Annotated in this window: 14 protein-coding genes; 9 read left to right on the forward strand and 5 right to left on the reverse strand. The window is 72.8% G+C overall.

The annotated features are described in order from the left end of the window. Positions 1 to 10: 10 nt before the first annotated feature. Positions 11 to 832, reverse strand: a complete 822-nt coding sequence (locus tag ACFWZH_RS29355; protein ID WP_384437748.1) for a class I SAM-dependent methyltransferase — start codon at positions 830 to 832, stop codon at positions 11 to 13. A gap of 375 nt (positions 833 to 1,207) precedes the next feature. Between ACFWZH_RS29355 and rpsA the strand changes: the two genes are divergently transcribed. The 5 genes from rpsA (at position 1,208) to ACFWZH_RS29380 (ending at position 6,838) form a co-directional block, all read left to right on the forward strand. Beyond that, positions 1,208 to 2,725, forward strand: a complete 1,518-nt coding sequence (gene rpsA, locus ACFWZH_RS29360) for a 30S ribosomal protein S1 (RefSeq protein ID WP_384437751.1) — start codon at positions 1,208 to 1,210, stop codon at positions 2,723 to 2,725. Between the two features lie 901 nt (positions 2,726 to 3,626). Then, complete coding sequence (locus ACFWZH_RS29365) at positions 3,627 to 4,571, forward strand: PAC2 family protein (protein ID WP_384437754.1); 945 nt, start codon at positions 3,627 to 3,629, stop codon at positions 4,569 to 4,571. Positions 4,572 to 4,824: 253 nt separating this feature from the next. Next, entirely contained in the window at positions 4,825 to 5,415 is a 591-nt protein-coding gene (gene coaE / locus ACFWZH_RS29370; protein ID WP_384437757.1) for a dephospho-CoA kinase, read from the forward strand. Between the two features lie 23 nt (positions 5,416 to 5,438). Then, positions 5,439 to 5,900 carry a cupin domain-containing protein gene (locus tag ACFWZH_RS29375; RefSeq protein ID WP_384437760.1) on the forward strand — a complete coding sequence of 154 codons (462 nt, stop codon included), beginning with the start codon at positions 5,439 to 5,441 and terminating at the stop codon, positions 5,898 to 5,900. A gap of 545 nt (positions 5,901 to 6,445) precedes the next feature. Continuing rightward, complete coding sequence (locus tag ACFWZH_RS29380) at positions 6,446 to 6,838, forward strand: tetratricopeptide repeat protein (protein WP_384437763.1); 393 nt, start codon at positions 6,446 to 6,448, stop codon at positions 6,836 to 6,838. Positions 6,839 to 6,955: 117 nt separating this feature from the next. On the opposite strand, the gene ACFWZH_RS29385 is transcribed toward ACFWZH_RS29380, so the two are convergent. Together ACFWZH_RS29385 and ACFWZH_RS29390 are read right to left on the reverse strand one after the other, a co-directional pair. Then, on the reverse strand, positions 6,956 to 7,270 hold the full coding sequence (locus tag ACFWZH_RS29385) for a DUF6343 family protein (protein ID WP_384437766.1): 315 nt from the start codon (positions 7,268 to 7,270) through the stop codon (positions 6,956 to 6,958). Positions 7,271 to 7,574: 304 nt separating this feature from the next. Next, positions 7,575 to 9,068 (reverse strand): UvrD-helicase domain-containing protein, encoded by a 1,494-nt coding sequence (locus ACFWZH_RS29390; RefSeq protein ID WP_384437767.1) that lies wholly within the window; start codon positions 9,066 to 9,068, stop codon positions 7,575 to 7,577. Positions 9,069 to 9,420: 352 nt separating this feature from the next. Between ACFWZH_RS29390 and ACFWZH_RS29395 the strand changes: the two genes are divergently transcribed. The 4 genes from ACFWZH_RS29395 to ACFWZH_RS29410 all read left to right on the forward strand — a co-directional run bounded on the left by ACFWZH_RS29395 (position 9,421) and on the right by ACFWZH_RS29410 (position 17,978). Further along, positions 9,421 to 12,291: a DEAD/DEAH box helicase gene (locus ACFWZH_RS29395; protein ID WP_384437770.1), complete on the forward strand. Its 2,871-nt coding sequence runs from the start codon at positions 9,421 to 9,423 to the stop codon at positions 12,289 to 12,291. Next, positions 12,288 to 13,739 (forward strand): SWIM zinc finger family protein, encoded by a 1,452-nt coding sequence (locus ACFWZH_RS29400; protein ID WP_384437772.1) that lies wholly within the window; start codon positions 12,288 to 12,290, stop codon positions 13,737 to 13,739. The genes ACFWZH_RS29395 and ACFWZH_RS29400 overlap by 4 nt, the downstream gene beginning before the upstream one ends. A gap of 14 nt (positions 13,740 to 13,753) precedes the next feature. Next, positions 13,754 to 15,685: a helicase-associated domain-containing protein gene (locus ACFWZH_RS29405; RefSeq protein ID WP_384437775.1), complete on the forward strand. Its 1,932-nt coding sequence runs from the start codon at positions 13,754 to 13,756 to the stop codon at positions 15,683 to 15,685. A 166-nt stretch (positions 15,686 to 15,851) separates the two neighbouring features. Then, on the forward strand, positions 15,852 to 17,978 hold the full coding sequence (locus tag ACFWZH_RS29410; RefSeq protein WP_384437778.1) for an NB-ARC domain-containing protein: 2,127 nt from the start codon (positions 15,852 to 15,854) through the stop codon (positions 17,976 to 17,978). Between the two features lie 15 nt (positions 17,979 to 17,993). Here the strand turns inward: ACFWZH_RS29410 and ACFWZH_RS29415 are convergent, their stop codons facing one another. Both ACFWZH_RS29415 and ACFWZH_RS29420 read right to left on the reverse strand, forming a co-directional pair. Continuing rightward, positions 17,994 to 19,853 carry a CDP-glycerol glycerophosphotransferase family protein gene (locus ACFWZH_RS29415; RefSeq protein ID WP_384437781.1) on the reverse strand — a complete coding sequence of 620 codons (1,860 nt, stop codon included), beginning with the start codon at positions 19,851 to 19,853 and terminating at the stop codon, positions 17,994 to 17,996. Positions 19,854 to 20,051: 198 nt separating this feature from the next. Beyond that, the gene (locus ACFWZH_RS29420) at positions 20,052 to 21,623 is read right to left on the reverse strand and encodes an FAD-dependent monooxygenase (RefSeq protein WP_384437784.1); all 1,572 of its coding nucleotides are present in this window, start codon (positions 21,621 to 21,623) and stop codon (positions 20,052 to 20,054) included. Positions 21,624 to 21,987 lie beyond the last annotated feature (364 nt).

The following is a 21,987-nucleotide window of genomic DNA, read 5'->3' on the forward strand; positions in this document are numbered from 1 at the left end:
GTTACCCCTGTTACCCCTCCGCCACGCACACGAAGATCGCCGTCCCCGGAATCAGGTGCCCGCGCAGCGGCGACCAGCCACCCCACTCCTGGGTGTTGTCCTGCGGCCATTCGGGCTCGACGAGATCCACCAGCCGGAACCCGCCCGCGACCACGTCCCGCACCCGGTCGCCCAGCGTCCGGTGGTGCTCGACGTACACCGCCCGGCCGTTCTCGTCCTGCTCCACGTACGGCGTGCGGTCGAAGTACGAGGCCGCCACCGACAGCCCCTCGGGCCCCGGCTCGTCGGGAAAGGCCCAGCGGACGGGGTGCGTGACGGAGAAGACGAACCGGCCGCCGGGCCGCAGCACCCGCCGCACCTCGCGCAGCACCCGCACCGGATCGGCGACGAAGGGCAGCGCGCCGTACGCGGAACAGGCCAGGTCGAAGCTGCCGTCACGGAACGGCAGCGCCCCGGCGTCCGCCTCCACCAGCGCGGTGGTGTCGTCGTCGGTCCCGTCGGCGATCCGCAGCGCGTGCTGCAGTTGCCGGTGGGAGAGGTCGAGCGCCACCGGGCGCGCGCCCTGCGCCGCCAGCCAGCGCGAGCACTGCGCGGCGCCGGCGCCGATCTCCAGGATCCGCTGCCCCTTCAGGCCTTCGGCCGGCCCGAGCAGCCCGGCGTCCGCCTCGTCGAGCCCCTCGGGGCCCCAGATGAACCGGTCGTCCCCCAGAAACGCTCCGTGCTCGCTCTGATACTCGTCCGCGTTGCGGTCCCACCAGCCCCGGTTGGCGCGGCTGCTTTCGGTGTCCGAGGCGTCACGGCGGGTCGCCTCCGGCTCTTGCTCTTGGTTCATCGCGCCCGTCGTCGTAGTCTTCGCTCTGCTTGTAGCTGCAGGGACTGTGAGGCCGTTCGACCTCGCGGAACATCGCGCGTGCCGGTTATGGGGCGTTCTGTCCCGGGTGTGCGCGTTCGCGCATTGACCGTGTCCGGCTGCCCCCGTATGCTACAAGTTGCGCTGCGGGCTTGCGCGCCTCAGACGGAGCAGGCCGCGCTCGCATCTGTATGTACCCCTCGGTTTTGAGGCGTTCCGGATCGTTCCCGGTGCTCAGGCATTGGTGAACCTCCGAAGCGAGCGTCTCTGACACTGTCCGGCTTATGCAGAAGCGATACGGGCTCTCGGCGTAGCAGTACCTACGACTTCAATGTCCGTACCGGAGCCCTTTCCCACATGACGAGCAGCACCGAGACCACCGCCACCACCCCGCAGGTTGCGGTCAACGACATCGGTAACGAGGAAGCCTTCCTCGCCGCGATCGACGAGACGATCAAGTACTTCAACGACGGCGACATCGTCGACGGCGTCATCGTGAAGGTCGACCGGGACGAGGTCCTGCTCGACATCGGTTACAAGACCGAAGGCGTCATCCCGAGCCGTGAGCTCTCGATCAAGCACGACGTCGACCCCAACGAGGTCGTCGCCGTCGGTGACGAGATCGAAGCCCTTGTTCTCCAGAAGGAGGACAAGGAAGGCCGCCTGATCCTCTCGAAGAAGCGCGCCCAGTACGAGCGTGCCTGGGGCACCATCGAGAAGATCAAGGAAGAGGACGGCATCGTCACCGGTACCGTCATCGAGGTCGTCAAGGGTGGTCTCATCCTCGACATCGGCCTCCGTGGCTTCCTCCCGGCCTCCCTGGTCGAGATGCGCCGCGTCCGCGACCTTCAGCCCTACGTGGGCAAGGAGCTCGAGGCCAAGATCATCGAGCTGGACAAGAACCGCAACAACGTGGTCCTGTCCCGCCGTGCCTGGCTGGAGCAGACCCAGAGCGAGGTCCGCCAGACCTTCCTCACCACCCTCCAGAAGGGTCAGGTGCGCTCCGGCGTCGTCTCCTCCATCGTCAACTTCGGTGCCTTCGTGGACCTGGGTGGCGTCGACGGTCTCGTCCACGTCTCCGAGCTGTCCTGGAAGCACATCGACCACCCGTCCGAGGTCGTCGAGGTCGGCCAGGAGGTCACGGTCGAGGTCCTGGACGTCGACATGGACCGCGAGCGCGTGTCCCTGTCGCTCAAGGCGACCCAGGAAGACCCGTGGCAGCAGTTCGCCCGGACCCACCAGATCGGTCAGGTCGTCCCGGGTAAGGTCACCAAGCTCGTTCCCTTCGGTGCGTTCGTGCGCGTCGACGAGGGCATCGAGGGCCTGGTCCACATCTCGGAGCTGGCCGAGCGCCACGTCGAGATCCCGGAGCAGGTCGTCCAGGTCAACGACGAGATCTTCGTCAAGGTCATCGACATCGACCTCGAGCGCCGCCGCATCAGCCTCTCGCTGAAGCAGGCCAACGAGTCCTTCGGTGCCGACCCGTCGGCGGTCGAGTTCGACCCGACCCTGTACGGCATGGCCGCGTCCTACGACGACCAGGGCAACTACATCTACCCCGAGGGCTTCGACCCGGAGACCAACGACTGGCTGGAGGGCTACGAGGCCCAGCGCGAGGCGTGGGAGAACCAGTACGCCGAGGCGCAGCAGCGCTTCGAGCAGCACCAGGCCCAGGTCATCAAGTCCCGCGAGGCCGACGAGCAGGCTGCGGCCGAGGGCGCTGCGGCGCCGGCGGCGCAGGGTGGCGGCCAGGCCGGCGGCGGCAACGCCGGTGGCGGCTCGTACTCCTCGGAGTCGGCGGACAACTCCGGCGCCCTGGCGTCGGACGAGGCGCTCGCCGCGCTCCGCGAGAAGCTGGCCGGCGGCCAGAGCTGAGCTTGCGCCGACAGGCAGCGGCTCGCCGCTGCTAGGCACTAGCCGATAGGCGAAGGCCCGTTCCCCTCTGGGGGAGCGGGCCTTCGTCGTGTGTGTGGGGGCGGGAGCGAGGCGGGGCTGAGGGTGGAGGTCGCCCGATCAGCCCACTGGATGCCCGGATGGGCGACGCCGCGACCGCCGGTGACCGCGTGGTCGCCCGCGATGGTGACCTGGCAGTCGGACGCGTCGTAATGGGTGATGTTGAGGCTGCAGCGACCTGACCCGGTGGCTGGCATCGCTCAGCTCGGACTTGCTGCCGCGGAACACTGATGGATGCCCTCGCCCATGCCGGCCCGCAGTCACCGCTCGCGGTCAGCACGGCCTCCGGTGAGCCGGTGAGCCGGTGAGCCGGTGAGCCGGTGAGCGTGATCCGGGACGAGGGGGTGCCGGAGGCGGTGGTCCTGAAGTCGCCGCGGTGTGTCCCGTTGGCGAACTGAATCCGGTCATCCGGCTTTGCGTCGGCGAGTGCGGAGGCGGGGGCGCCTCCGGTGGCCGCGTGGCCGCAGTGGCCGCGGTGGGCGCGGTGACCACGATGGGCCTCTGTGGCCGCGGTGACAGCGATGGCCTCTGTGGCGGGCGTGGCCGACAAAGCCGACGTGGGTGGGGTGCGGCAAGACTCCAGGCCGTGAGGTCCAGGAGTAACCCCCCTTCCCTGCAAGGGAGTCGCGTTCACGTTCTTGAGGAGCCGCGCCCGGCAGCGCGCGGGGCCCGAGCCCGTCGGCTAGGGCGCGTGCCCGGTGGTGAGGAATTCCCGCCCGGGGGACGGAGAGTGTCCGGAATGGGGCGGGGTCATATCCGCAACCGGGAATGCCTGCGGCCGACCGCACGTTGGCGTTCATGAGAACGAGGAGGAGCGGTCACTGTGTTGGATCCCCAGAGTTTGTACGCATGGGAGCCGAGCGGGCTCGCGGAGGTCGAGGCGATCGCCTCCAGGGACTCCGCGGGTCTCGTGCTGCTGTACCACTTCGACGGCTACATCGACGCCGGCGAGACGGGCGACCAGATCGTCCAACGGCTGCTCGACGGCCTGCCGAACGAGGTCGTCGCCCGCTTCGACCACGACCGCCTCGTCGACTACCGTGCCCGGCGCCCGCTGCTGACCTTCGAGCGCAACCGCTGGTCCGCCTACGAGACCCCGAGCATCGAGCTGCGGCTCGTCCGCGACACCACCGACGCGCCGTTCCTGCTGCTGTCCGGCCCCGAGCCGGACGTGGAGTGGGAGCGCTTCGCGGGTGCCGTGAAGGAGATCGTGGAGCGGCTCGGCGTGCGCCTCTCGGTGAACTTCCACGGCATCCCCATGGGCGTCCCGCACACCCGCCCGGTGGGCATCACCCCGCACGGCAACCGCACGGATCTGATGCCGGGTCACGCCAGCTTCTTCGACGAGGCCCAGGTCCCCGGTAGCGCTGAGGCGCTGATCGAGTTCCGGCTGGCCGAGGCGGGGCACGACGTACTGGGCGTGGCGGCGCATGTGCCGCACTACATCGCCCGGTCCGCGTATCCGGACGCCGCCCTGACGGCCCTGGAGGCGGTGACGGCCGCCACCGGCCTGGTGCTTCCCGGCGCGGCGCATTCGCTGCGGACGGAGGCCCTGCGGACGCAGGAGGAGATCGAACGACAGATCTCCGAGGGCGACGAAGAGCTGGTCGCGCTGGTCAGCGGGCTGGAGCATCAGTACGACGCGGTGGCCGGCGCGGAGACCCGGGGGAATCTGGTGGCCGAGCCGGTCGACCTTCCCTCGGCCGACGAGATCGGCAGGGAGTTCGAACGCTTCCTTGCGGAGCGGGAGGGCGAGGGCGGCGCCTGAGCCGGGGGACGCCCGAGGTGGGGACAGTGCCTGAGGTGGTGACGGTGTCTGAGGTGGGGACAGTGCCTGAGGTGGTGACGGTGTCTGAGGTGGGGACAGTGCCTGAGGTGGTGACGGTGTCTGAGGTGGGGACAGTGCCTGAGGTGGTGACGGTGTCTGAGGTGGGGACAGCGCCTGAGATGGGGGCAGCGCCTGAGGCGGAGCATGGCCTCCTGCGCGCCGGCCGCCCCGGCGCACCGTATAGCGTGGGCCCATGGTGAAGGTGGGGCTGACCGGCGGTATCGGCGCGGGTAAGAGTGAGGTGTCACGACTGCTGGCGTCGTACGGCGCGGTGATCGTGGACGCGGACAAGATCGCACGCGAGGTCGTCGAGCCGGGCACGCCCGGACTGGCGTCGGTGGTCGAGGAGTTCGGGGACGGCGTTCTCACGCCGGAGGGCACGCTCGACCGGCCGAAGCTCGGCGGAATCGTCTTCGCCGACCCCGAGAAGCTGAAGGCGCTGAACGCGATCGTGCACCCGCTGGTGGGCGCACGCTCGGCCGAACTCGAGGCGTCAGCGGGGCCGGAGGCGGTGGTGGTCCACGACGTGCCGCTGCTGACGGAGAACGGCCTGGCACCGCTGTACGACCTGGTGGTCGTGGTCGACGCCGCCCCCGAGACCCAGTTGGACCGACTGGTACGGCTGCGCGGCATGGCCGAGGACGAGGCGAAGTCGCGGATGGCGGCCCAGGCGACCCGTGCGCAGCGGCTGGCGGTCGCGGATCTGGTCATCGACAACGACGGGCCGCTGGAGGCCTTGGAACCGCAGGTCCGCGCGGTGTGGGAGCGCCTGCGGGACGTATGAGCCCGGACGGTACCCTCACCGCCATGACTCCTCCTTCCGATCTCGACGCCAGGACCCCCGGCTCGGAGCCCGCCGCCACTGCGGAGACCGCTTCCGGGGCCACCGCCGCGACTCCCTCCGCCGATGACGGGGCCCCCGCGTCATTCGTCGTGAACATCCCGGGCATCGCGGACACGGATCTGGAGCCGGAAGCGCTCGACCCCTCGCAGATCGTCTCCGGCGAGCCGGAGGTGACGGGAAAGGTGCTCTGGGAATCGCCGGACGGCCGGCAGCTCCGGGGCATCTGGCAGATCACGCCGGGCGTGGTGACCGACACCGAGGCCAATGAGCTGTTCGTGGTCGTCAGCGGACGCGCCACGATCGAGGTCGAGGGCGGTTCGGTACTCGAGGTGGGACCGGGCGACGCCTGCATCCTGCGCGAGGGCGACCGCACCCGGTGGACCGTCCACGAGACGCTGCGCAAGGCCTACCACATCAGCCTGTAGCCGGGGCCGGGGCCGGGGCCGGACCGGCTCGGCCCGGCCCCGTGGGCTGCTGGGGATCCGATGCTGTGGCCTGCTGTTGCTGCGGTGGTGGTGCGGGGCGCCCGGTGCTGCGGTGGCCCCGTGTTGCGGTGAGGGTGATGCCCTGGCGGCCCGCCGCAGCGGTGGTGGCCGTGGCCGTTGCGGGGATGGCGCCGGGCCCCTGCGGCGATCGTGGCCGTGGCTCTAAGGCGGACGTGATGCCGTGGCCTGGTGCTGCGGTGGTGTGGCGGTGGTGCGGCCACGCCGAGACCCCATACGGTTGCCGGTCCGATCGATGGCCCCGGAGCGGCCACGGTTCGGCTCGGTTGGGCCGCCGGATTCCGTCGGAGGTACCGCCGGTCTCCGTCGGAGGTGCCGCCGGATTCCGTCGGAGGTACCGGACCCGGTTGAGGCCGCCCCGGCCGGGGAATGCCGCGACCGACGGGGTTGTTGTGCCGCAGGTGACGCCGTACGACTCGTGGCTGAGGCATGCCCCGATGGCGACGGCAACGGGAGAGGAGCAGACCGTGCCCGAGAGCAGCCCCGAGACGCATGTCATCGACTTCCGCGCCGCGGAGCAGCTGTTGGAGGCCCGCGACCCACGCGGCGCGATCCGGCTGCTGGACTCGGTCATCACCGCACACCCCGAAAACACCGCGGCCCGACTGCTGCGCGCCCGCGCCTTCTTCCTCGCCGCCCAACTGCGCCCGGCGGAACTCGAGTTCCAGATAGTGCTGGAACGCGAGCCCGACAATGCCTTCGCCCATTTCGCGCTGGGCCGCACTCTGGAGCGCGGGGGCCGACTGGACGAGGCGCTGCGCCACTTCCGCCTGGCAGCCGCCCTGGAACCGCGCCCGGACTTCATTCAGGCCGCCCGCTTCCCACATGGCGACACGGGCAACGGCGAACTCGCCCCATGACGAGAGACGAACACGCCCCATGACGAGAGGGGCAGCGGCCAACAGCCCGGGACGGGCATACGGTCGCCGGCACCTCCCTGACGTGTGGGAGGCGGACACACCCCCACCCCCTGTCGCCTACGGTCTGGTGCCGGGTCGGCGGCCGGTGCCCCTGCGTATGCCGAACGCTTCGTTCCGACCACGGTCAGGCTCGTAGGGCGGTATCTCCCTGCCCGGTTGGTAGTGCGGCCCCTGGCGAATGTGGCGGATCACCATGGCCAGGTCCATGACTGCCACCAAGGCCACGGCGGCACACGCCCCCGCCCATTCCGGCCGGCCGGCGCTGACGAACGCCACGGCTCCGGCGGTGGCACACAGCAACCCCCACAGCGCCAGCCCACAGCGCATTCTCAGCGGGCTGCGTGCGTGCAGCGGCTCATTTCCCGTACGCATCGGCACCCATCTCCCACCTCCAGGATCCTCCCGATCGACGAGCCGGTCACCTGTCTTTCCCTCCCTTCCCCTCCCCCTCCCCCCTCCCCGCCCCCACCCGACCCCGACCCCACCCGACCCTGACCCCACCCGGCCCTGACCCCACCCCCTGTCCCTTCCGCCTGCCGCCTCCCGTCCACCTAGCCCCCGCCCACCCCTCCTGCCCACCCCCTCCCGCTCATCCGCTCCTCACCACCCGCCCCCGCCCAGCCCTCCCTCCCCCCCTCCCGCTTATCGGCTCCCCACCACCCGCCCCCGCCCCCGTTCAGTCGCGCTCGCGGCGTGGGTCGCCGGCGGGGTGGCTGTTGATCCAGGACAGCCCGCCGATGTCGAGCAGTGATCGTGCTCGGGTGACGGCGACGTACGCCAGGCGTGCCTCGTCGATGTCGATGGGTCCGGGGATCGGCGCGCCGTCCTCGCCTCGCTCGTCGAGATCGTCGGGGGGTGTGAAGTCGTCCGCGATGCGCACGCTCGCCCACTCCCGTCCCTTGGCTCGATGTGCGGTGGACACCGTCACCTCGGCGGAAGCCTCGGGCGAGAGCCGGTCCAGGGCCTGGAGCACGGCTTGTGTGCCGTGCTCGTCGACGAGCTCCACCAAGGGCAGCAGATCCCGGCCGGCGGGGTCGAACTCTGCATACTCACGCAGCTCCGCCCAGGTTTCGAAGAGCATCAGCTCGGGATGGGCGGTGCGGCGCCCGGCCTCCAGGTCGTGTACGGCGCGGGCGAGCGCGCTCAGTGCCTCGCCGCCGCCCGCGAGCGCGACCCGGCGGCCCGCCTCCAGCTGCCCTATCACCTCCACCATCGCCCCCACATTCGTCCGGCACAGGATCGCGTCGGGGGCTCGGACCCTGTGTAACTCCGTCTCCAGGCAGGGGGAACCCGTCAGCCGGATCGGTGCGTCGACGATCGCCAGCCAGCGGTTGGCCTCGGCCGCCAGTGCCGGTCCGAATCGGAAGGAGCGGGAGAGGCTGAGCTGTCTGCCGTCGAATCCGGACATCACATCGCGCGCGCCGCGCCAGCCGTAGATGGCTTGGGCGGAGTCCCCGACGAGCACCAGCTGTGCGTGGTCGCGCTGAGCGGTGAAGACCTGCTCGACCACGGGATTGGTGTCCTGAGCCTCGTCCAGCAGCAGGAAGTCCGCCTTGATGACCGGCTCGCGCAGGGCCCACATCTTCAGGTAGTGGTCATGCTCGAAGCGGACGACGCCGTGGTCCGGATGCTGGAGGTCGGCCCAGGCCTTGTGTGCGTAGGGCAGGACGAGATCGGCGAGCTGAGCGTGCAGCGGCTCGGAGTCGGCGCCGCGTAAGGACGGGACGTGGTGCGGCGCGATGCGGCTGTCGGCCGACTGGCAGAAGCGGGTGACGGTGCGCAGGACCGTATGGGAGAGCGCCCTGTTGTCGACCTTGCGTGCTCCGATGCGTACGCACGTGCTGTCGTCGATGCCCAGGGCGGCGCCGGTGCGCCACCCTGCTTGCCGAGGGGCGTTCATCCGCGCCTGGTAGCCCCTGCCCACGGCGGTGTAGGCGAGGGCGTGCGCCGTTCCGCAGGCGACCTCGTCGGGGAATTCCCGGGCGGCGTGGCGGGCGACTGCTCTGTTGAAGGCGATGTAGCGGCCGAGCCTGCTCTGTCGCCGCGCGGAGTGCGCGAGCATCGCGAGGGTCGTCGTCTTGCCGGTGCCGGCGCCGGCCTGGATCACGAGATGTGAGCCGGTCGCAAAGGCCTCCGCGGCGGTGGTCTGTTCGGGAGTGGGGGTGTGCATGGTGCTCCTCGCCGAGGTCGAGTGATTACTGAGAGTTATTTCGTCACTCACTGTAATCGAAAGTGGGGTGAGGGCAAGAGGCATTTCGTGGCCTGTGGATAACTCCGGCCTCTCGCGCGGGAGCGCGGAGCGGGTGCGTTGTCAGTGCCGTCTGCTTCCATCGGCAGCAGACGGCAAGTTGCCGCGGCGGCTCGTCGGGTGCGAGGCAGGAGGCTGGGGAGACGTGGTGCGTACGACCGTAGACTCGCAGGTCGGGCGTGCCGGAGCGGGCCACGGGCAGTCGGCCCGACGGGCGCCCGCGGCAGGCAGTGCAGGACCAGACACAGCAGGACCAGACACAGCAGGGGATGGCATGACAAGGCGGTGGGAGCGCGGCGGATGGGCCGCTGCCGTGGCCGGCTGTGCCGTGGCCTTCCTGCCCGCCCAGCCGCCGCGCGCCGGCAAGATCGCTCTTTGGCGACCCGACGGCGGTCCGCTCCCGGAAGGCGACGGCGAAGAGGGGGCGGGAACTCCGGGCGAGGGACAGGTGCTGGAGCGCGTGCAGCTGACCGTTGCCCGGCGGCACGGCAATGGTGCCCGCAGCCGCACGGTTGCCGCCGTGCTGCTCCCGCTGGCCGAGGCCGTGCCGCTGCTGGTGCGTGCCCGGCATGATCCGGCCGCCGACCCGGCCGCCGCCTGTTGGGGCGCGGCCACTCTGCACGCTCTGCACCTCGCCGCGCGCGGCAGACTGCTGCCGGGCCTGACCGCCGACGACACCGACGCCTGGCGCGCCGGACCGCTCGACCCCGAAGACATCGCGCACCTCCGGGCCATCGCCGCAGCCATGCCCGCCGAGGCCCACCCCGTGCCGCTCCCCGGCACCCGCCCGCTCCAGCTGCACGACCCCGCGGCCCTGGTGCGGCTCTATGTGGACGCGGTCATCGACGCACTGCCGCGCACACCGGCCGCCGGCCTGGTGGCCGGTGCCCCGTTCGCCGCGAGCGAGCCGCAGCGGCTCCCCGGCGCACGGGAGTGGGCCGCCGAGGTCGCGGCGGGCGTCGACGCCGGGGTGCGGCTCTCCCTCCGCCTGGACCTCGCACCGCACCGGCTCTTCGACATCCGGGACGAGAGCGGGGCGGGCGCAGCCGAAGAGCGCAGCGCTGCGGCCGCCGTCCTACAGGTGCACAGCCTCACCGATCCGACCCTGGTGGCCGACGCCCGCGCCCTGTGGGAGGGCGAAGGTCCCGACCACTTCGGGCCCCGCTCCCGTATCGACACGCTCCTCGCGCTGCGCCGCGCCGCCCGCGTCTGGGCCCCGCTCACCCGCCTCCTGGAGCACCCGGTCCCCGATGTACTGCCTCTGGACGAGGACGAGTTGTACGAGTTGCTGGGCGAGGCCGCGCCCCGCCTGGGTGCCGCGGGCGTGGCCGTCCACTGGCCCAGGGAGCTGGCCCGCGGGCTGACCGCGGCGGCGGTGCTACGACCGGCACCGGGCTCCGCCGCGGACGGCTTCGGCTTCTTCGACTCCGGTGAACTGCTGCAATTCCGCTGGCAGCTGGCGATGGACGGGGCACCCCTCACGGAGGCGGAAATGGACGCCCTGGCCGAGGCGCACCGCCCCGTCGTGCGGCTCCGCGACCAGTGGGTGCTGGTCGACCCAGGGCTCGTACGCAAAGCCCGTAAGCGCGAACTGGGCTATCTGGAGCCGGTCGACGCCCTCGCGGCGACCCTTCACGGCACCACGGAGGTGGACGGCGAACCGGTCGAGGTGGTGCCCCTCGGAGCGCTCGCCGCACTGCGCGGCCGCCTCACCGACCAGGCGCACCCGCTGCCCCAGCCACCCGGACTGCGGGCGACCCTCCGCGACTACCAACTACGGGGCATGACCTGGCTCGACACCATGACCTCGATCGGCCTCGGCGGATGCCTCGCCGACGACATGGGCCTGGGAAAGACGGTCACCGTCATCGCGCTCCATCTGCACCGACGGCCCACCGAACCCGTCCTCGTGGTCTGCCCCGCCTCCCTCCTCGGCAACTGGCAGCGGGAGATCGAGCGGTTCGCGCCTGGTACGCCCGTACGCCGCTTCCACGGCACCGGCCGCAACCTCGACGGCCTGAACGGCGGATTCGTCCTGACGACGTACCAGACGATGCGCGCCAGCGCCGCCCAACTGGCCGCCCGGTCCTGGGCATGGGTCGTGGCCGACGAGGCCCAGCATGTGAAGAACCCCCGCTCCTCGACGGCCAGAGCGCTGCGCAGCATCAAGGCCCCCGCCCGGCTCGCCCTCACCGGCACGCCGGTGGAGAACAACCTCTCCGAGCTGTGGGCCCTGCTGGACTGGACGACCCCTGGCCTCCTCGGCCCCCTCAAGACGTTCCGGGCGCTGCATGCCCGTGAGGTCGAGGGCGGCGAGGACCCGGAGGCGGCCGAGCGGCTGGCCAGACTGGTGCGCCCGTTCATCCTGCGGCGCAAGAAGTCCGACCCGGGGATCGCGCCCGAGCTCCCGCCCAAGACCGAGACGGATCATCCGGTGGCGCTGGGGCGTGAACAGGCCGCGCTCTATCAAGCCGTCGTCCGCGAGACCCTCGCCCGGATCGAGACCGCCGAGGGCATCGCGCGCCGCGGTCTGGTCATGAAGCTGCTCACCGCCCTCAAGCAGATCTGCAACCACCCCGCGCAGTACCTCAAGGAGACCGCCCCGGGGCTGGCCGCCCGCTCCGGGAAGCTCGAACTCCTCGACGAACTCCTGGACACCATCCTCGCCGAGGGCGGTGCCACGCTGGTCTTCACCCAGTACGTGAGCATGGCGCGGCTGCTCGAACGGCACCTCGCCGCCCGAGGCGTCCCGACACAGCTGCTGCACGGCGGCACCCCCGTCGCCGAACGGGAGAAGATGGTCGACCGCTTCCAGTCCGGGCAGGCCCCGGTCTTCCTGCTGTCCCTGAAGGCGGCCGGCACCGGCCTGAACCTCACCCGCGCCGGACATGTGATCCACTACGACCGCTGGTGGAATCCGGCGGTGGAGGAACAGGCCACCGACCGCGCCTACCGCATCGGCCAGACCCAGCCCGTCCAGGTCCACCGGCTCATCGCCGAGGGCACGGTCGAGGACAACATCGCCCAACTCCTGAGCGCCAAACGGGCGCTCGCCGACGCGGTGCTCTCCGGTGGGGAGACCGCCCTGACCGAACTGACCGATGCGGAACTGGCCGATCTCGTCTCCCTCAGGAGGCCCGGATGAACCGCCGCCCCACCTCCGGGCGCGCCGCCGCGGCCGACCACCAGGCCCGCGCGGACCGTACCCGCACCTTCCCGCCGCTGCCGGTCCGGACCGGTGCCCGGGGGCTGTTCGCCGAATCCTGGTGGGGAAGCGCCTGGCTGGACGCGCTGGAGAGCGCCGCCCTCGACAGCGCCCGGCTCGCCCGCGGCCGGACCTACGCCCGCGACGGCCATGTCGACACCATCAACATCACACCGGGCCGCATCGTCGCCACCGTACGCGGCAGCAGGCCCCGCCCCTACAGCGCGGAGATCCGTCTCACCACCCTCACCGTCCAGGAGTGGGACGCCCTCCTGGACGCGATCGCCGCGGACCCCGGACAGCTCACCGCCCTGCTGGCCAAGCAGCTGCCCAGCGCCCTGGCCGAAGGCGAGGTGCGCCTCCTCCCGGGGCCGGGCGAGCTCGTTCCCCGATGCTCGTGCCCCGACAGCGGCCGGCCCTGCAAACACGCCGCCGCGCTCTGCTTCCAGGTGGCCAGGCTCCTGGACACGGACCCGTTCGTCCTGCTGCTGATGCGCGGCCGCGGTGAACGCGAACTCCTCGACGAACTCTCCCGCCGCAACGCCGCACTGACCGCCCGTGAAACCCGCGCGCACACTCTCGCCACCACCACACCGACCACCGGCGGGCAGCGGCCCGAAGGGACCGCACGCGCCGATGCCGGCGACCTCCCCGCCGCGGTGGCCCCGGGTGCCGTGCCCGAGGAGCCCGCTGCCCCCAGGACGCCGACGCCCCCCGGTGTCCCCGCCCGCACGGCTCTCGCCGACCGCCCCCGGCCGCCGCTCCCGCCGGTCCTGCCGGTGCCGCCCCAGCCCGGTCACCCGCCTGCCCTGCCGGACGGCGACGACCTCCCCTTCGACCCCGCCACCCTCGAATTCCTGGCCGCCGACGCCGCCGCCCGCGCCCACGCCTGCGTATCCGCTGCCGGAGCACCGGCACCCGGTGGCGGGCAGCAGACCCTCCCCAGCCCGTTCCCGGATCTGCCCCCGTGGCAGGACGCCGTCCGCCTGGCCGCCACCGCCCACCCCACCGCCGGCCTGACCGCCACCACCCGGGCCCTCTACCGCGACCTCGCGGCCGCGACCGGCCGCACGCCCACGGACGTGGCCCGCTCCGTCGCGGCCTGGCGCCAGGGCGGCGCCGAAGGCCTCGCCCTCCTCGACACCACCTGGAACCCCCCGGCCGGTGACTTCGACCGGGCCCGCAGCGCCCTCCTGGCCGCCGACCTCCCCGCCCTGCGCCCCCGCCACAACCACCTCACCGACCCCGACCGCGGCATCCAGCTCCGCTTCGGCCACGACAACCGCTGGTACCCCTACGAATCCGAACCGGGCGCCGAGGACTGGTGGCCCACCGGACCGGCCGACCCCGACCCCGTAGGCGCCCTCACCACCCTGCTCGCGCGATGACTAATCTCAAGGCCGTGGAAGGTCTCGACACACTCACCCGATCCCTCGCCCAGCGCACCCCCGAGCAGCTCGCGGCACTCCTCACCCGCCATGCCGAGCCGCTCGCCCGCCGCCCCGCCCCCACCGAACTGCGCGGCCTGGCAAGCGCGTTGTGGTCCTACGAAACCCTCCACCACCTGGTGCTGCACCTCGACCACCCTCGCCTGCAGGTACTCGCCGCCACCGCCCGCATCAGCCAGGAACGCGCCGCACAGGACGCCCACGGCCCCACCGCCCCCGCCCCGGGCGCCGACTACCAGTCCCTGATGGCGCACCGGCTGTCCTTCGCCCAACTGGCCACCGCCCCCGTTCCGCCCGAGGACGTCTTCACCGCCCTCGGCGCCACCGGACACGCGCGCAGCGCCGCCGAAGCCGGCCTGCGCGCCCTCTACGACGACGGACTGGCCGCCCCGACCGAGGACGGCAGCGTCGTCGTCCCGCCGCGCACCCCGCAACTCCTGGCCGCCCACGACCTCGGCCCGTTCCTCGCGCACGCCCCGGAGCCCGTCCCCGACGACACCGCTGACCCCGGGACGCCCGCCACAGCGATCCCCGCGACCTCGCTGCACGACGAGTCCCGGGCCGCCGCCGCGACCCTCGCCGCCACCGTGGACCGCCTGCTGGCCTCTCTGGCGACGCAGCCCGCCGCGCTGCGCAAGGCGGGCGGTCTGGCCGTACGGGAGATCAAGCGGCTCGCCAAGGCGGCCGGCGCCTCCGAACCGCACACCCGCCTCCTCCTCGACCTCGTCCTCGCCGCCGACCTGATCGCGCTGACCCGCACCCCGGCCGGCATCACCGCCCTGCCCACCGGCGCCTACGACGACTGGCTCCTCCTCCCACCGGGCCGGCGCCTCGCCCCCGTCCTGGCCGCCTGGTCCGCCCTGTGGGCCATCCCCACCCACACCCCGTTCGGCGAAACCCCCACCGCGCTGGTCCGCGGCCACGACCGGCACGCGCCCGCGCTGCGGCACGCCCTCCTCGCCGCCCTGGCCGCCGCCCCCCTGGGCGCAGGAGCACCCCTGCCGCCCCTGCCGCATCCGCCATCACCCGGACCGGAGGCCACACCGCGCACCGACGCCGCGCTGCGCAGCCTCCTCGGCGCGGCGGACTGGCACCGCCCCCTCGCCGTCAACGGGCAGCCGATGGCCGAGGAACGCGCCGTACACACCCTCCACGAAGCGGCCTACCTGGGACTGGTCGCCCACGGCACCCTCACTCCCCTCGGCCGGGCGCTGCTCGCCGACCCGCGGTCCCTCGACGAACCGCTCTGCGACCTGATCCCACCGCTGCTCGAACAGGCCCACTTCCAGGCCGATCTGACCGCGGTGGTGCCCGGCCGCCCCGCCGCCGCGCTCGACGGTCTGCTCGCCTCCGCGGCCGACCGCGAGTCCGAAGGGCACGCCGTGACCTGGCGCTTTACCCCCGCCTCGGTGCGTCGCGCGCTGGATGCCGGCCACAGCGCCGAAACCCTCCTCGACGACCTCACCCACGCCTCGACGACGGGCGCCCTGCCGCAGCCACTGCGCTACCTCGTACGGGACGCCGCCCGCGCCCACGGCCGGATGCGGGTCCTGCCCGCCGCCTGCTGCATCCGCTCCGACGACGAAAGCCTGGTCAAGGAGCTGGCCGCCCACCGCGCACTGCACGCCCTCGCACTACGGGCCATCGCCCCGACCGTCCTGGTCAGCAGCAGCCCACCGGCGGCCACCCTGGAGGCCCTGCGCGCCGCGGGCTATGCACCCGCCCTGGAATCCGACACCGGTGCCACCACCGTCGAACGGCTCCCCGCGCACCGCACCAAGGCCCCCACCCCCACCCGCGATCCGCACGCACCCCTCACCCTCGCGCGCCGCCTCCTGGGGCTCTCGCCGGACCACCAGGACACCGCCGCGACCAGCGGTACGTGACACCGTCGGCGGGCCGGATGGCCGATGGCGTGAACGGCCAGGCGTTGGTGGGCTCCCGCCGCCGTCGCGGCCGCGATGTCAGTGCCGTCAAGTAGCGTTCTGGAGTGCGGAGTCGATCCGGCAGTCCGAGCGGATCGACCGGCCCAGGCGGAAGGACGAGGTCGACGTGGGGGAGCACGGGGTGGGGGACGGCGTACACAACGAGTTCGGTGGCAGCGCGTACGGTCCGGTCGTGCAGGCCGGGGCGATCCACGGCGGGGTGCACTTCGAGGTGAAGCGGCCGGAGGTTCCGGTGCCCCGGCAGGTGCCCGCCGGAGTCGTCCAGTTCGTCGACCGCGAGCCGGTGATCGCGGCCCTCAGCGGCTCGGTGGGGGAGAGCGGCGGAGTGGCCGTGCTCAGCGGTCTGCCGGGGGTGGGCAAGAGCGCGACGGCGCACAGATGGGCGCAAGGGGAGCGCGGCCGGTTCCCCGGTGGCGAGTTCTATGTCGACTTCGCCGAGCTGAGGGCGCAGGTCGGCGGCGACGTCTCGGCCGGGGTCAGCCGCTGCCTGCGGGCGATGGGAGTCGAGGACCAGTATCTGCCCGGAACCCTCGGCGAGTTGACCGGGATGTTCCGCAGCCGGACGGCCGACAAGCGGGTGCTGGTGGTCCTGGACGACGTGACCGAGCCGGCGCAGGTACGGGCGCTGATCCCGGGGGCACCGGGGAGCGTCGTCCTCGCGACGAGCCAGGGCATGCTCGGTGAGCTGCTCACGGTGGGGGCGCGTCTGCTTCCCCTGGAACCCCTCACCGGCGCACACGGCCTGCAACTGCTCCAGCGCCTGTGCGGAGAAGAGCGCATCATGGCGGACGGGGCGGCCGCGGCCGAGCGGATCGTGGCGAGCTGCGGCGGGCTGCCGGTGGCGCTGCATGTGGCCGCGGCACGGCTGGTGACGCACCCACGGTTGTCGGTCGAGGCGCTCGCCGATGAACTGGCCGACGACGAACGACGGTTGGACGCCCTGCGCAGGGGAGGCGAACGGGTCGTGACGGCGGTCTTCGCGGTGGCGTATGCCGGGCTGTCCGAGGAGACCGCGCGGCTGTATCGGGTGCTGGGCCTGTACCCCGGGCGCCGATGGGACACGGAGACGGCCGCCGCCGCGGCCGGGATCACCGGAGCTGAGGCGGCCGAGCGGCTTGAAGCCCTGGAGACCGCGAGCCTGATCACGGTGGCGGCGGACGGGCGGTACGACTTCCACGACCTGGTGCGACTGCACGCCAGGCAGCAGGCGGCCGGCGAGGACACCGAAGCCGAGCGCACTGCCGTCGTAGGCCGGGTGGTGGACCATCTGCTCACCCGGGCCGCGCACGCCGACCTGGCCGTCATGGGCCGCCGGATGCGCATCGGAGGGTATGTCGAGCGCCTGGAGGGGGCGGACCCGAGGCTCGGCTTCCGCGACCGCCAGGAAGCGCTGGAGTGGCTGGACGTCTGGCGAGGCGAGCTGCTGTCCGTCCAGCGCGCCGCCGCGGACCGCGGGTGGCATCGCCGCGCCTGGGAGCTGGCCGAGGCGCTGACCGCGCTGTTCCTCAACCGCAGATACCTCAACGACTGGGCCGTGTCCGGGGAACTCGGCGCCAGGGAGGCCGCAGCGGACGGCGATCCGGCCGCCGAGGCCCGGCTGCGCTCGCTCCTCTCGCGCCCGTTGATGGACCGCGACGAGCTGGATCGGGCCCGCAGCGAACTCGAGACGGCCATCGCACGGGCCGACGAATCCGGCCATACGCTGCTGCGGGCCTCCGCCCGCGAGTTCTACGGGCGGTACTGGGACCGCTGCGAGCCGGAACGCGCCGTGGCGACGTACGAGGAGGCGATGACGCTCTACCGCGCCGCGGGCGACGAGCGCGGTATCGCCATCGGCCGCTACTTCATGGGCCGCGCACAGCACGCCGTCGGACGCACCGAGGACGCGCTCGCCACGCTGCGGGACGCCTATGACGGATTCCTGGCGATCGACGACCGCCGGATGGGGGCGCGTGCGCTGGCCGCCCTCGGGGGCGTGCGGAGGGACCTGGGGCACACCGATGAGGCGGTCGCGGCCCTGGAGGAGGCCGTGCGGATGCTGCGTGAGCGCGGAGCCGTCCACTACGAGGCCCCGGTGTGCGAGGCGCTGGCCGAGATGGCCGAGGAGCGCGGCGACCGTGAGCGATGGCGTCAACTGCTCACCCGGGCGCTGGAGATATACGAGGCGGGCGGCGGTCCGCGCGCCGTCGAACTGCGCCGCAGGCTGACGGAGACCGAGCAGACGCCCGAGTAGCGGGGGAGAAGGGGGCTATGCGCCGTGGCCGTGCCGGGCGACGCGCAGCGAGGCGTCCTCCGTGCGGGTGCCGAGGACGAGGGTGACGATGCCGGCCAACGGCCGTCCGGAGCGCAGAAGGGTGTAGACGACGCCGGCCAGCACGGCGGGGTCGGCCATGAGGCCGGTGGCGCACACCTCGACCGTACGGCCGTCGCGCAGCCCGATGCGGCAGCCGCGGCCCGCGACGGGGGCAGCCGCGAGCAGACAGCCGGAGTAACGGGCGAAGGTGTCCTGGATCCATCGGTCGGCGGCGACGGCGGTAGCGGCCGGCTCGCGGCGGATGAGGACCGAGGCGCTCTCCGCCAGTCGCCGGTCCCCTTCGTCGTCGGCGCTCGAGAGATGGCGGAACGGGCCGTCCGGAGTATCGGATCGCTCGGGGACGGCGAAGGAGTCGACGACGGCGAGGGTGCGCTCGACCGACACCCGGGGCCCGTCGGGTCCCTCGCCGATCGAGGTGGTCACGTAGGCCGCGGTGACCTTCGCCGGGGGGTCCTGCGCCACGGGAGGTTCCGGCGCCCGGCGCGGGGGCGGCGGACCGGGCGGCTCGGGGAGGTCCAAGAGGTCGTAGACGGCGGACCGGATCAGGTCCAGGGCCCGGCCCGGGGCGGCGAAGGCGCTCTCGCCGAGCGTGCGGAGGCGGGCGACGGTGTCGTCGCCGGGCGAGTGCGAGGCATGGAGTGCCTGCTCGATCTGCGGCCGGAGCGGCGCGTCGGCGGCGAGCCGGGGTGCGATCCGCCCCAGCTCGGCCATGGGGGTGCCGGCCACGGCCTCTTCCTCGCTGAACGCGCCGAGCAGCAAGGGCGTACCCAGCGCGGCGCCGTAGAAGGTGACCGATCCGTGGTCGCCGATGAGAAGGTCCGCGGCGACCAGCGTGGCCTGCCAGCCCGCCGTCGGCGCCATGGTCAAAAGCCCGGCGGCATGGGCGGAGTCGAGGACGGAACGGACGGCGTGGTGGCCGTGGGCGGAGACGATGTTGGGGTGGGTGACCAGGGCGACGGTGTAGTGGTCCATGGGCAGTTCGGCGAGCAGCCGGGCCGGAAGGGCGGGATCCCGGCCCAGGAGCGAACGGTCGCGCCAGGTCGAACTCAGCATGACCAGGCGGTTGCCGTCCGGGACACCGAGGGCCCGGCGGTAGGCGGCGCGCAGATCCCGCCCGTCGCGCAGTGCGTCATAGCAGGGGTCGCCGACCAGGAGGGTGTGGCCGGCGGTGGCGGGGTGGGCGGCGGCCAGCTGGGCCGCCTGGTCGGGGTGCGAGAGGGCGAGCCGGGCCCGGCCGCTGCGCAGCAGGTCGTCCGGCACGACCCCGGCGAGCCGGTCCCGGTCGCTGCGGGAGTCGGGGACGACCTTGTGGAAGCCGACACCGTGCGGGAGGACCAGGACGGGGGCGGTGTGGTGTGAAGCGGTGAGATCGGCGTTCTCGGACGCCGTGATGATCAAGTCGGGGGTGATACGGGCGAATTGGTGCCAGGGCAGGATGCGGGCGCCGACCGACTCCAGCAGGGCGTGGACGCCGTCGTTGAACGCGGAGGTGGGGTCGTAGGCGAAGACGAGGGAGACACGGGGGTCATCGCGCAGCACCGGGCGCAGGACGTCCAGGACCCGGACGGTCGAGGTGACGGTGCGCGCCACCGCCACGACGATGCGCTCGCCGGCGAACGTCAGCCAGCGCTCGGGGTCCTCGCCGACGGGTACCCGCAGCGGCGGTATGAGGCCGTGACGGGTGTCGCAGCCATCGGCGCCCGTACAGCCGCACAGCCGCACAGCCGCTCGCGGCTCGCGGCTCGCGGCTCGCGGCTCGCGGCTCGCGGCTCGCGGCTCGCGGCTCGCGGGCATGCTGGTTAGCGCGTGTCACGGTTGTCCGCAACCCCTTGATGGTGATCCCGGCTGTCTTCGGCGCCCTACGGTAGATCAGCGGCGCCGCGCGCAGGCGACCAGGTGCGGCGGGTGGAGCGCGGACGGGCTCGCGGCCATGCCCCCCGGTGTGTCCGGCCACGGCCTCAGGGGCGTCCGGTGGCCGTGGCCGGACAGGTTCTAGTCCTCTCCCGGCTTCCGACGGCTTGCCCCGTTGAAGCGCCACAGAGCCGCCGGCCCGAAGCCGAGCGTGCGGGGACGACGCCTGGAGACGCCGGGCAGCGCCGCAAGGGTGGGGGTGGCACCGGCCGCCGAGGCGGACCGCGGGCCGGTGGCCGACGCGGGTTCGGCCGCCGCCGGCAGAGGGGCCGGGACCGCTATCGGGGACTCCTCCTGCCAGTCCGGTGCACCGCCCGTCGCCGGGCGGACCGGAGCCGTCCGCGCCCGGAGCAGGCCGAGCGCGGCCGACGGGTGCGGGAACGGAGCGGTACGGGCGCAGGGGGCGACGACATCGACATAGGCGCGGCAGACGGCGCCGCGACCGGTGACGGGGTAGTGGAGGTCCTCGCCGGTCGCCAGGGACCACGGCTCCTGGACGATGCGGCCGATGGCGCGCTGGATCTTCCGGGCGATGCCGGCGTCGTCCATCCCGTGCCGGCGCAGCGTCTCGCGCAGCGCGGCGGCGCTGTGGGCGGCGATGGACAGGCCCTGGCCGAAATCGGGGCTGAGCGCGACCACGGCGCCGCCGAGCGCGATGAACCCCGTGGGCCAGGACGGCAACTGCTCATAGCGCCGCCGCCGGTTGGAGGTGTCGCGGGCCAGCCGTACCTCGCTCAGCGGTTCGGCCTCCGCGATCAGGTCGCCTATGGCCGGGTTGCCCGTGCGGCGGGCGAACGGGACGAAGCGGTTGGCGTGTTCGGTCGGGGGTTCGTCCCCGGTGCCGGTGAGGGTGACCAGCCAGCGTCCACCCTCGATGGGTACCAGTGTGGCCGTCCTCGCGGGGACCTGACGCCCGGGGGCGCGCCGACCGGGACCGGGGGTGGTGAGGGCCGAACGGGAGGTGAGCACCGGCACGTTCTCGGTGCCCTCGGGGGCGCGGAAGATGCGGGTCGCCGAGACGATCCCGGGGTCCGAGACGTCCTCGCGCGCGGCGGGCAGCCCCAACGCGGACAGCCGGTCCTGGGTGGTGGAGTGCCGGCCGGTGGCGTCGACCACCAGATCGGCATCCAGCCGATACGTTTCGCCGGTTGTGGTGTCCCGTACGCGCACCCCGGTGACGTGTTCCGCGGTGCCGGTCAGCTCCTCCGCCTCGGTGCCGTCGAGGACGGATACACCGGGGAGGGCCGGCACCTGTCGGCGCACGACCCGGTCGAGCAGATCGCGTGAGCAGGCGACCAGATAAGGCGAGCGGCGCCGGCCTAACCAGCCCTGCGGGGAGCCGGCGGCGAGCTCCGCGGGCAGCGGAATCCGGCGGGCCCCCTCGGCCAGCCAAGTGTCGGCACTGCCGGGCAGCAGGGCGTCGATCAGCCGGGCTCCGTCCGCCGCCAGCAGGTGGGCGTGCCTGGCCTGCGGAAGGTCGGTGGGGAGGGCGGGGGTCCGCGGCAGCCGGTCGCGCTCGACGACGATGACATCGGCGTGTGCGGACAGCGCGGCGGCGGCGAGCATGCCGGTGAAACCGCCGCCGAGCACCACGGCGAGGTGCGGGTGGGTGAACTGCAGCCCGCTGCTGCTCGTACTGCTCGAGGAGTTCATGAACAGTCCCTTTCTCGGCGGCGGCGCACGATCTCCCGTTGGGAGCGGGACTCGTCCAGAAAGGGCGGTGCCGCATGCGGTCGGGAGTGTCGGCGTGCGGCGGCGATGACGGCGTCGGTGGCGGCCGTGAACGACGCCGTCAACGAGGACGGCAGGGACGCGGACGCGGTCCGCAGGATGCGCAGAGGTACCGGTGGAAGTGGTCGTGCCAACTGTGGGTCCCGGGGGGGGGGCGCGCTGGCCGCGCGGGCCCCCCCCCCAAGAGCCCACAAAATTAACCCCCCCGCCCGGGCCCCGGTGGGCCCCCGCCGGCCCCGGCCACCCCCCCCCCCCCCCCCCGGCGGTGCCGGCGGACTGGGTGGAG

This window comes from Streptomyces sp. NPDC059008, from assembly GCF_042749045.1.
GTDB lineage: Bacteria > Actinomycetota > Actinomycetes > Streptomycetales > Streptomycetaceae > Streptomyces.

Bases quoted from the DNA above. Each gene is read 5' to 3' on its own strand.
- ACFWZH_RS29355 (WP_384437748.1), bottom strand. From the start codon at position 832: ATGAACCAAGAGCAAGAGCCGGAGGCGACCCGCCGTGACGCCTCGGAC.
- rpsA (WP_384437751.1), top strand. From the start codon at position 1,208: ATGACGAGCAGCACCGAGACCACCGCCACCACCCCGCAGGTTGCGGTC.
- coaE (WP_384437757.1), top strand. From the start codon at position 4,825: ATGGTGAAGGTGGGGCTGACCGGCGGTATCGGCGCGGGTAAGAGTGAG.
- ACFWZH_RS29375 (WP_384437760.1), top strand. From the start codon at position 5,439: ATGACTCCTCCTTCCGATCTCGACGCCAGGACCCCCGGCTCGGAGCCC.
- ACFWZH_RS29385 (WP_384437766.1), bottom strand. From the start codon at position 7,270: ATGCGTACGGGAAATGAGCCGCTGCACGCACGCAGCCCGCTGAGAATG.
- ACFWZH_RS29390 (WP_384437767.1), bottom strand. From the start codon at position 9,068: ATGCACACCCCCACTCCCGAACAGACCACCGCCGCGGAGGCCTTTGCG.
- ACFWZH_RS29395 (WP_384437770.1), top strand. From the start codon at position 9,421: ATGACAAGGCGGTGGGAGCGCGGCGGATGGGCCGCTGCCGTGGCCGGC.
- ACFWZH_RS29400 (WP_384437772.1), top strand. From the start codon at position 12,288: ATGAACCGCCGCCCCACCTCCGGGCGCGCCGCCGCGGCCGACCACCAG.
- ACFWZH_RS29415 (WP_384437781.1), bottom strand. From the start codon at position 19,853: ATGCCCGCGAGCCGCGAGCCGCGAGCCGCGAGCCGCGAGCCGCGAGCC.
- ACFWZH_RS29420 (WP_384437784.1), bottom strand. From the start codon at position 21,623: ATGAACTCCTCGAGCAGTACGAGCAGCAGCGGGCTGCAGTTCACCCAC.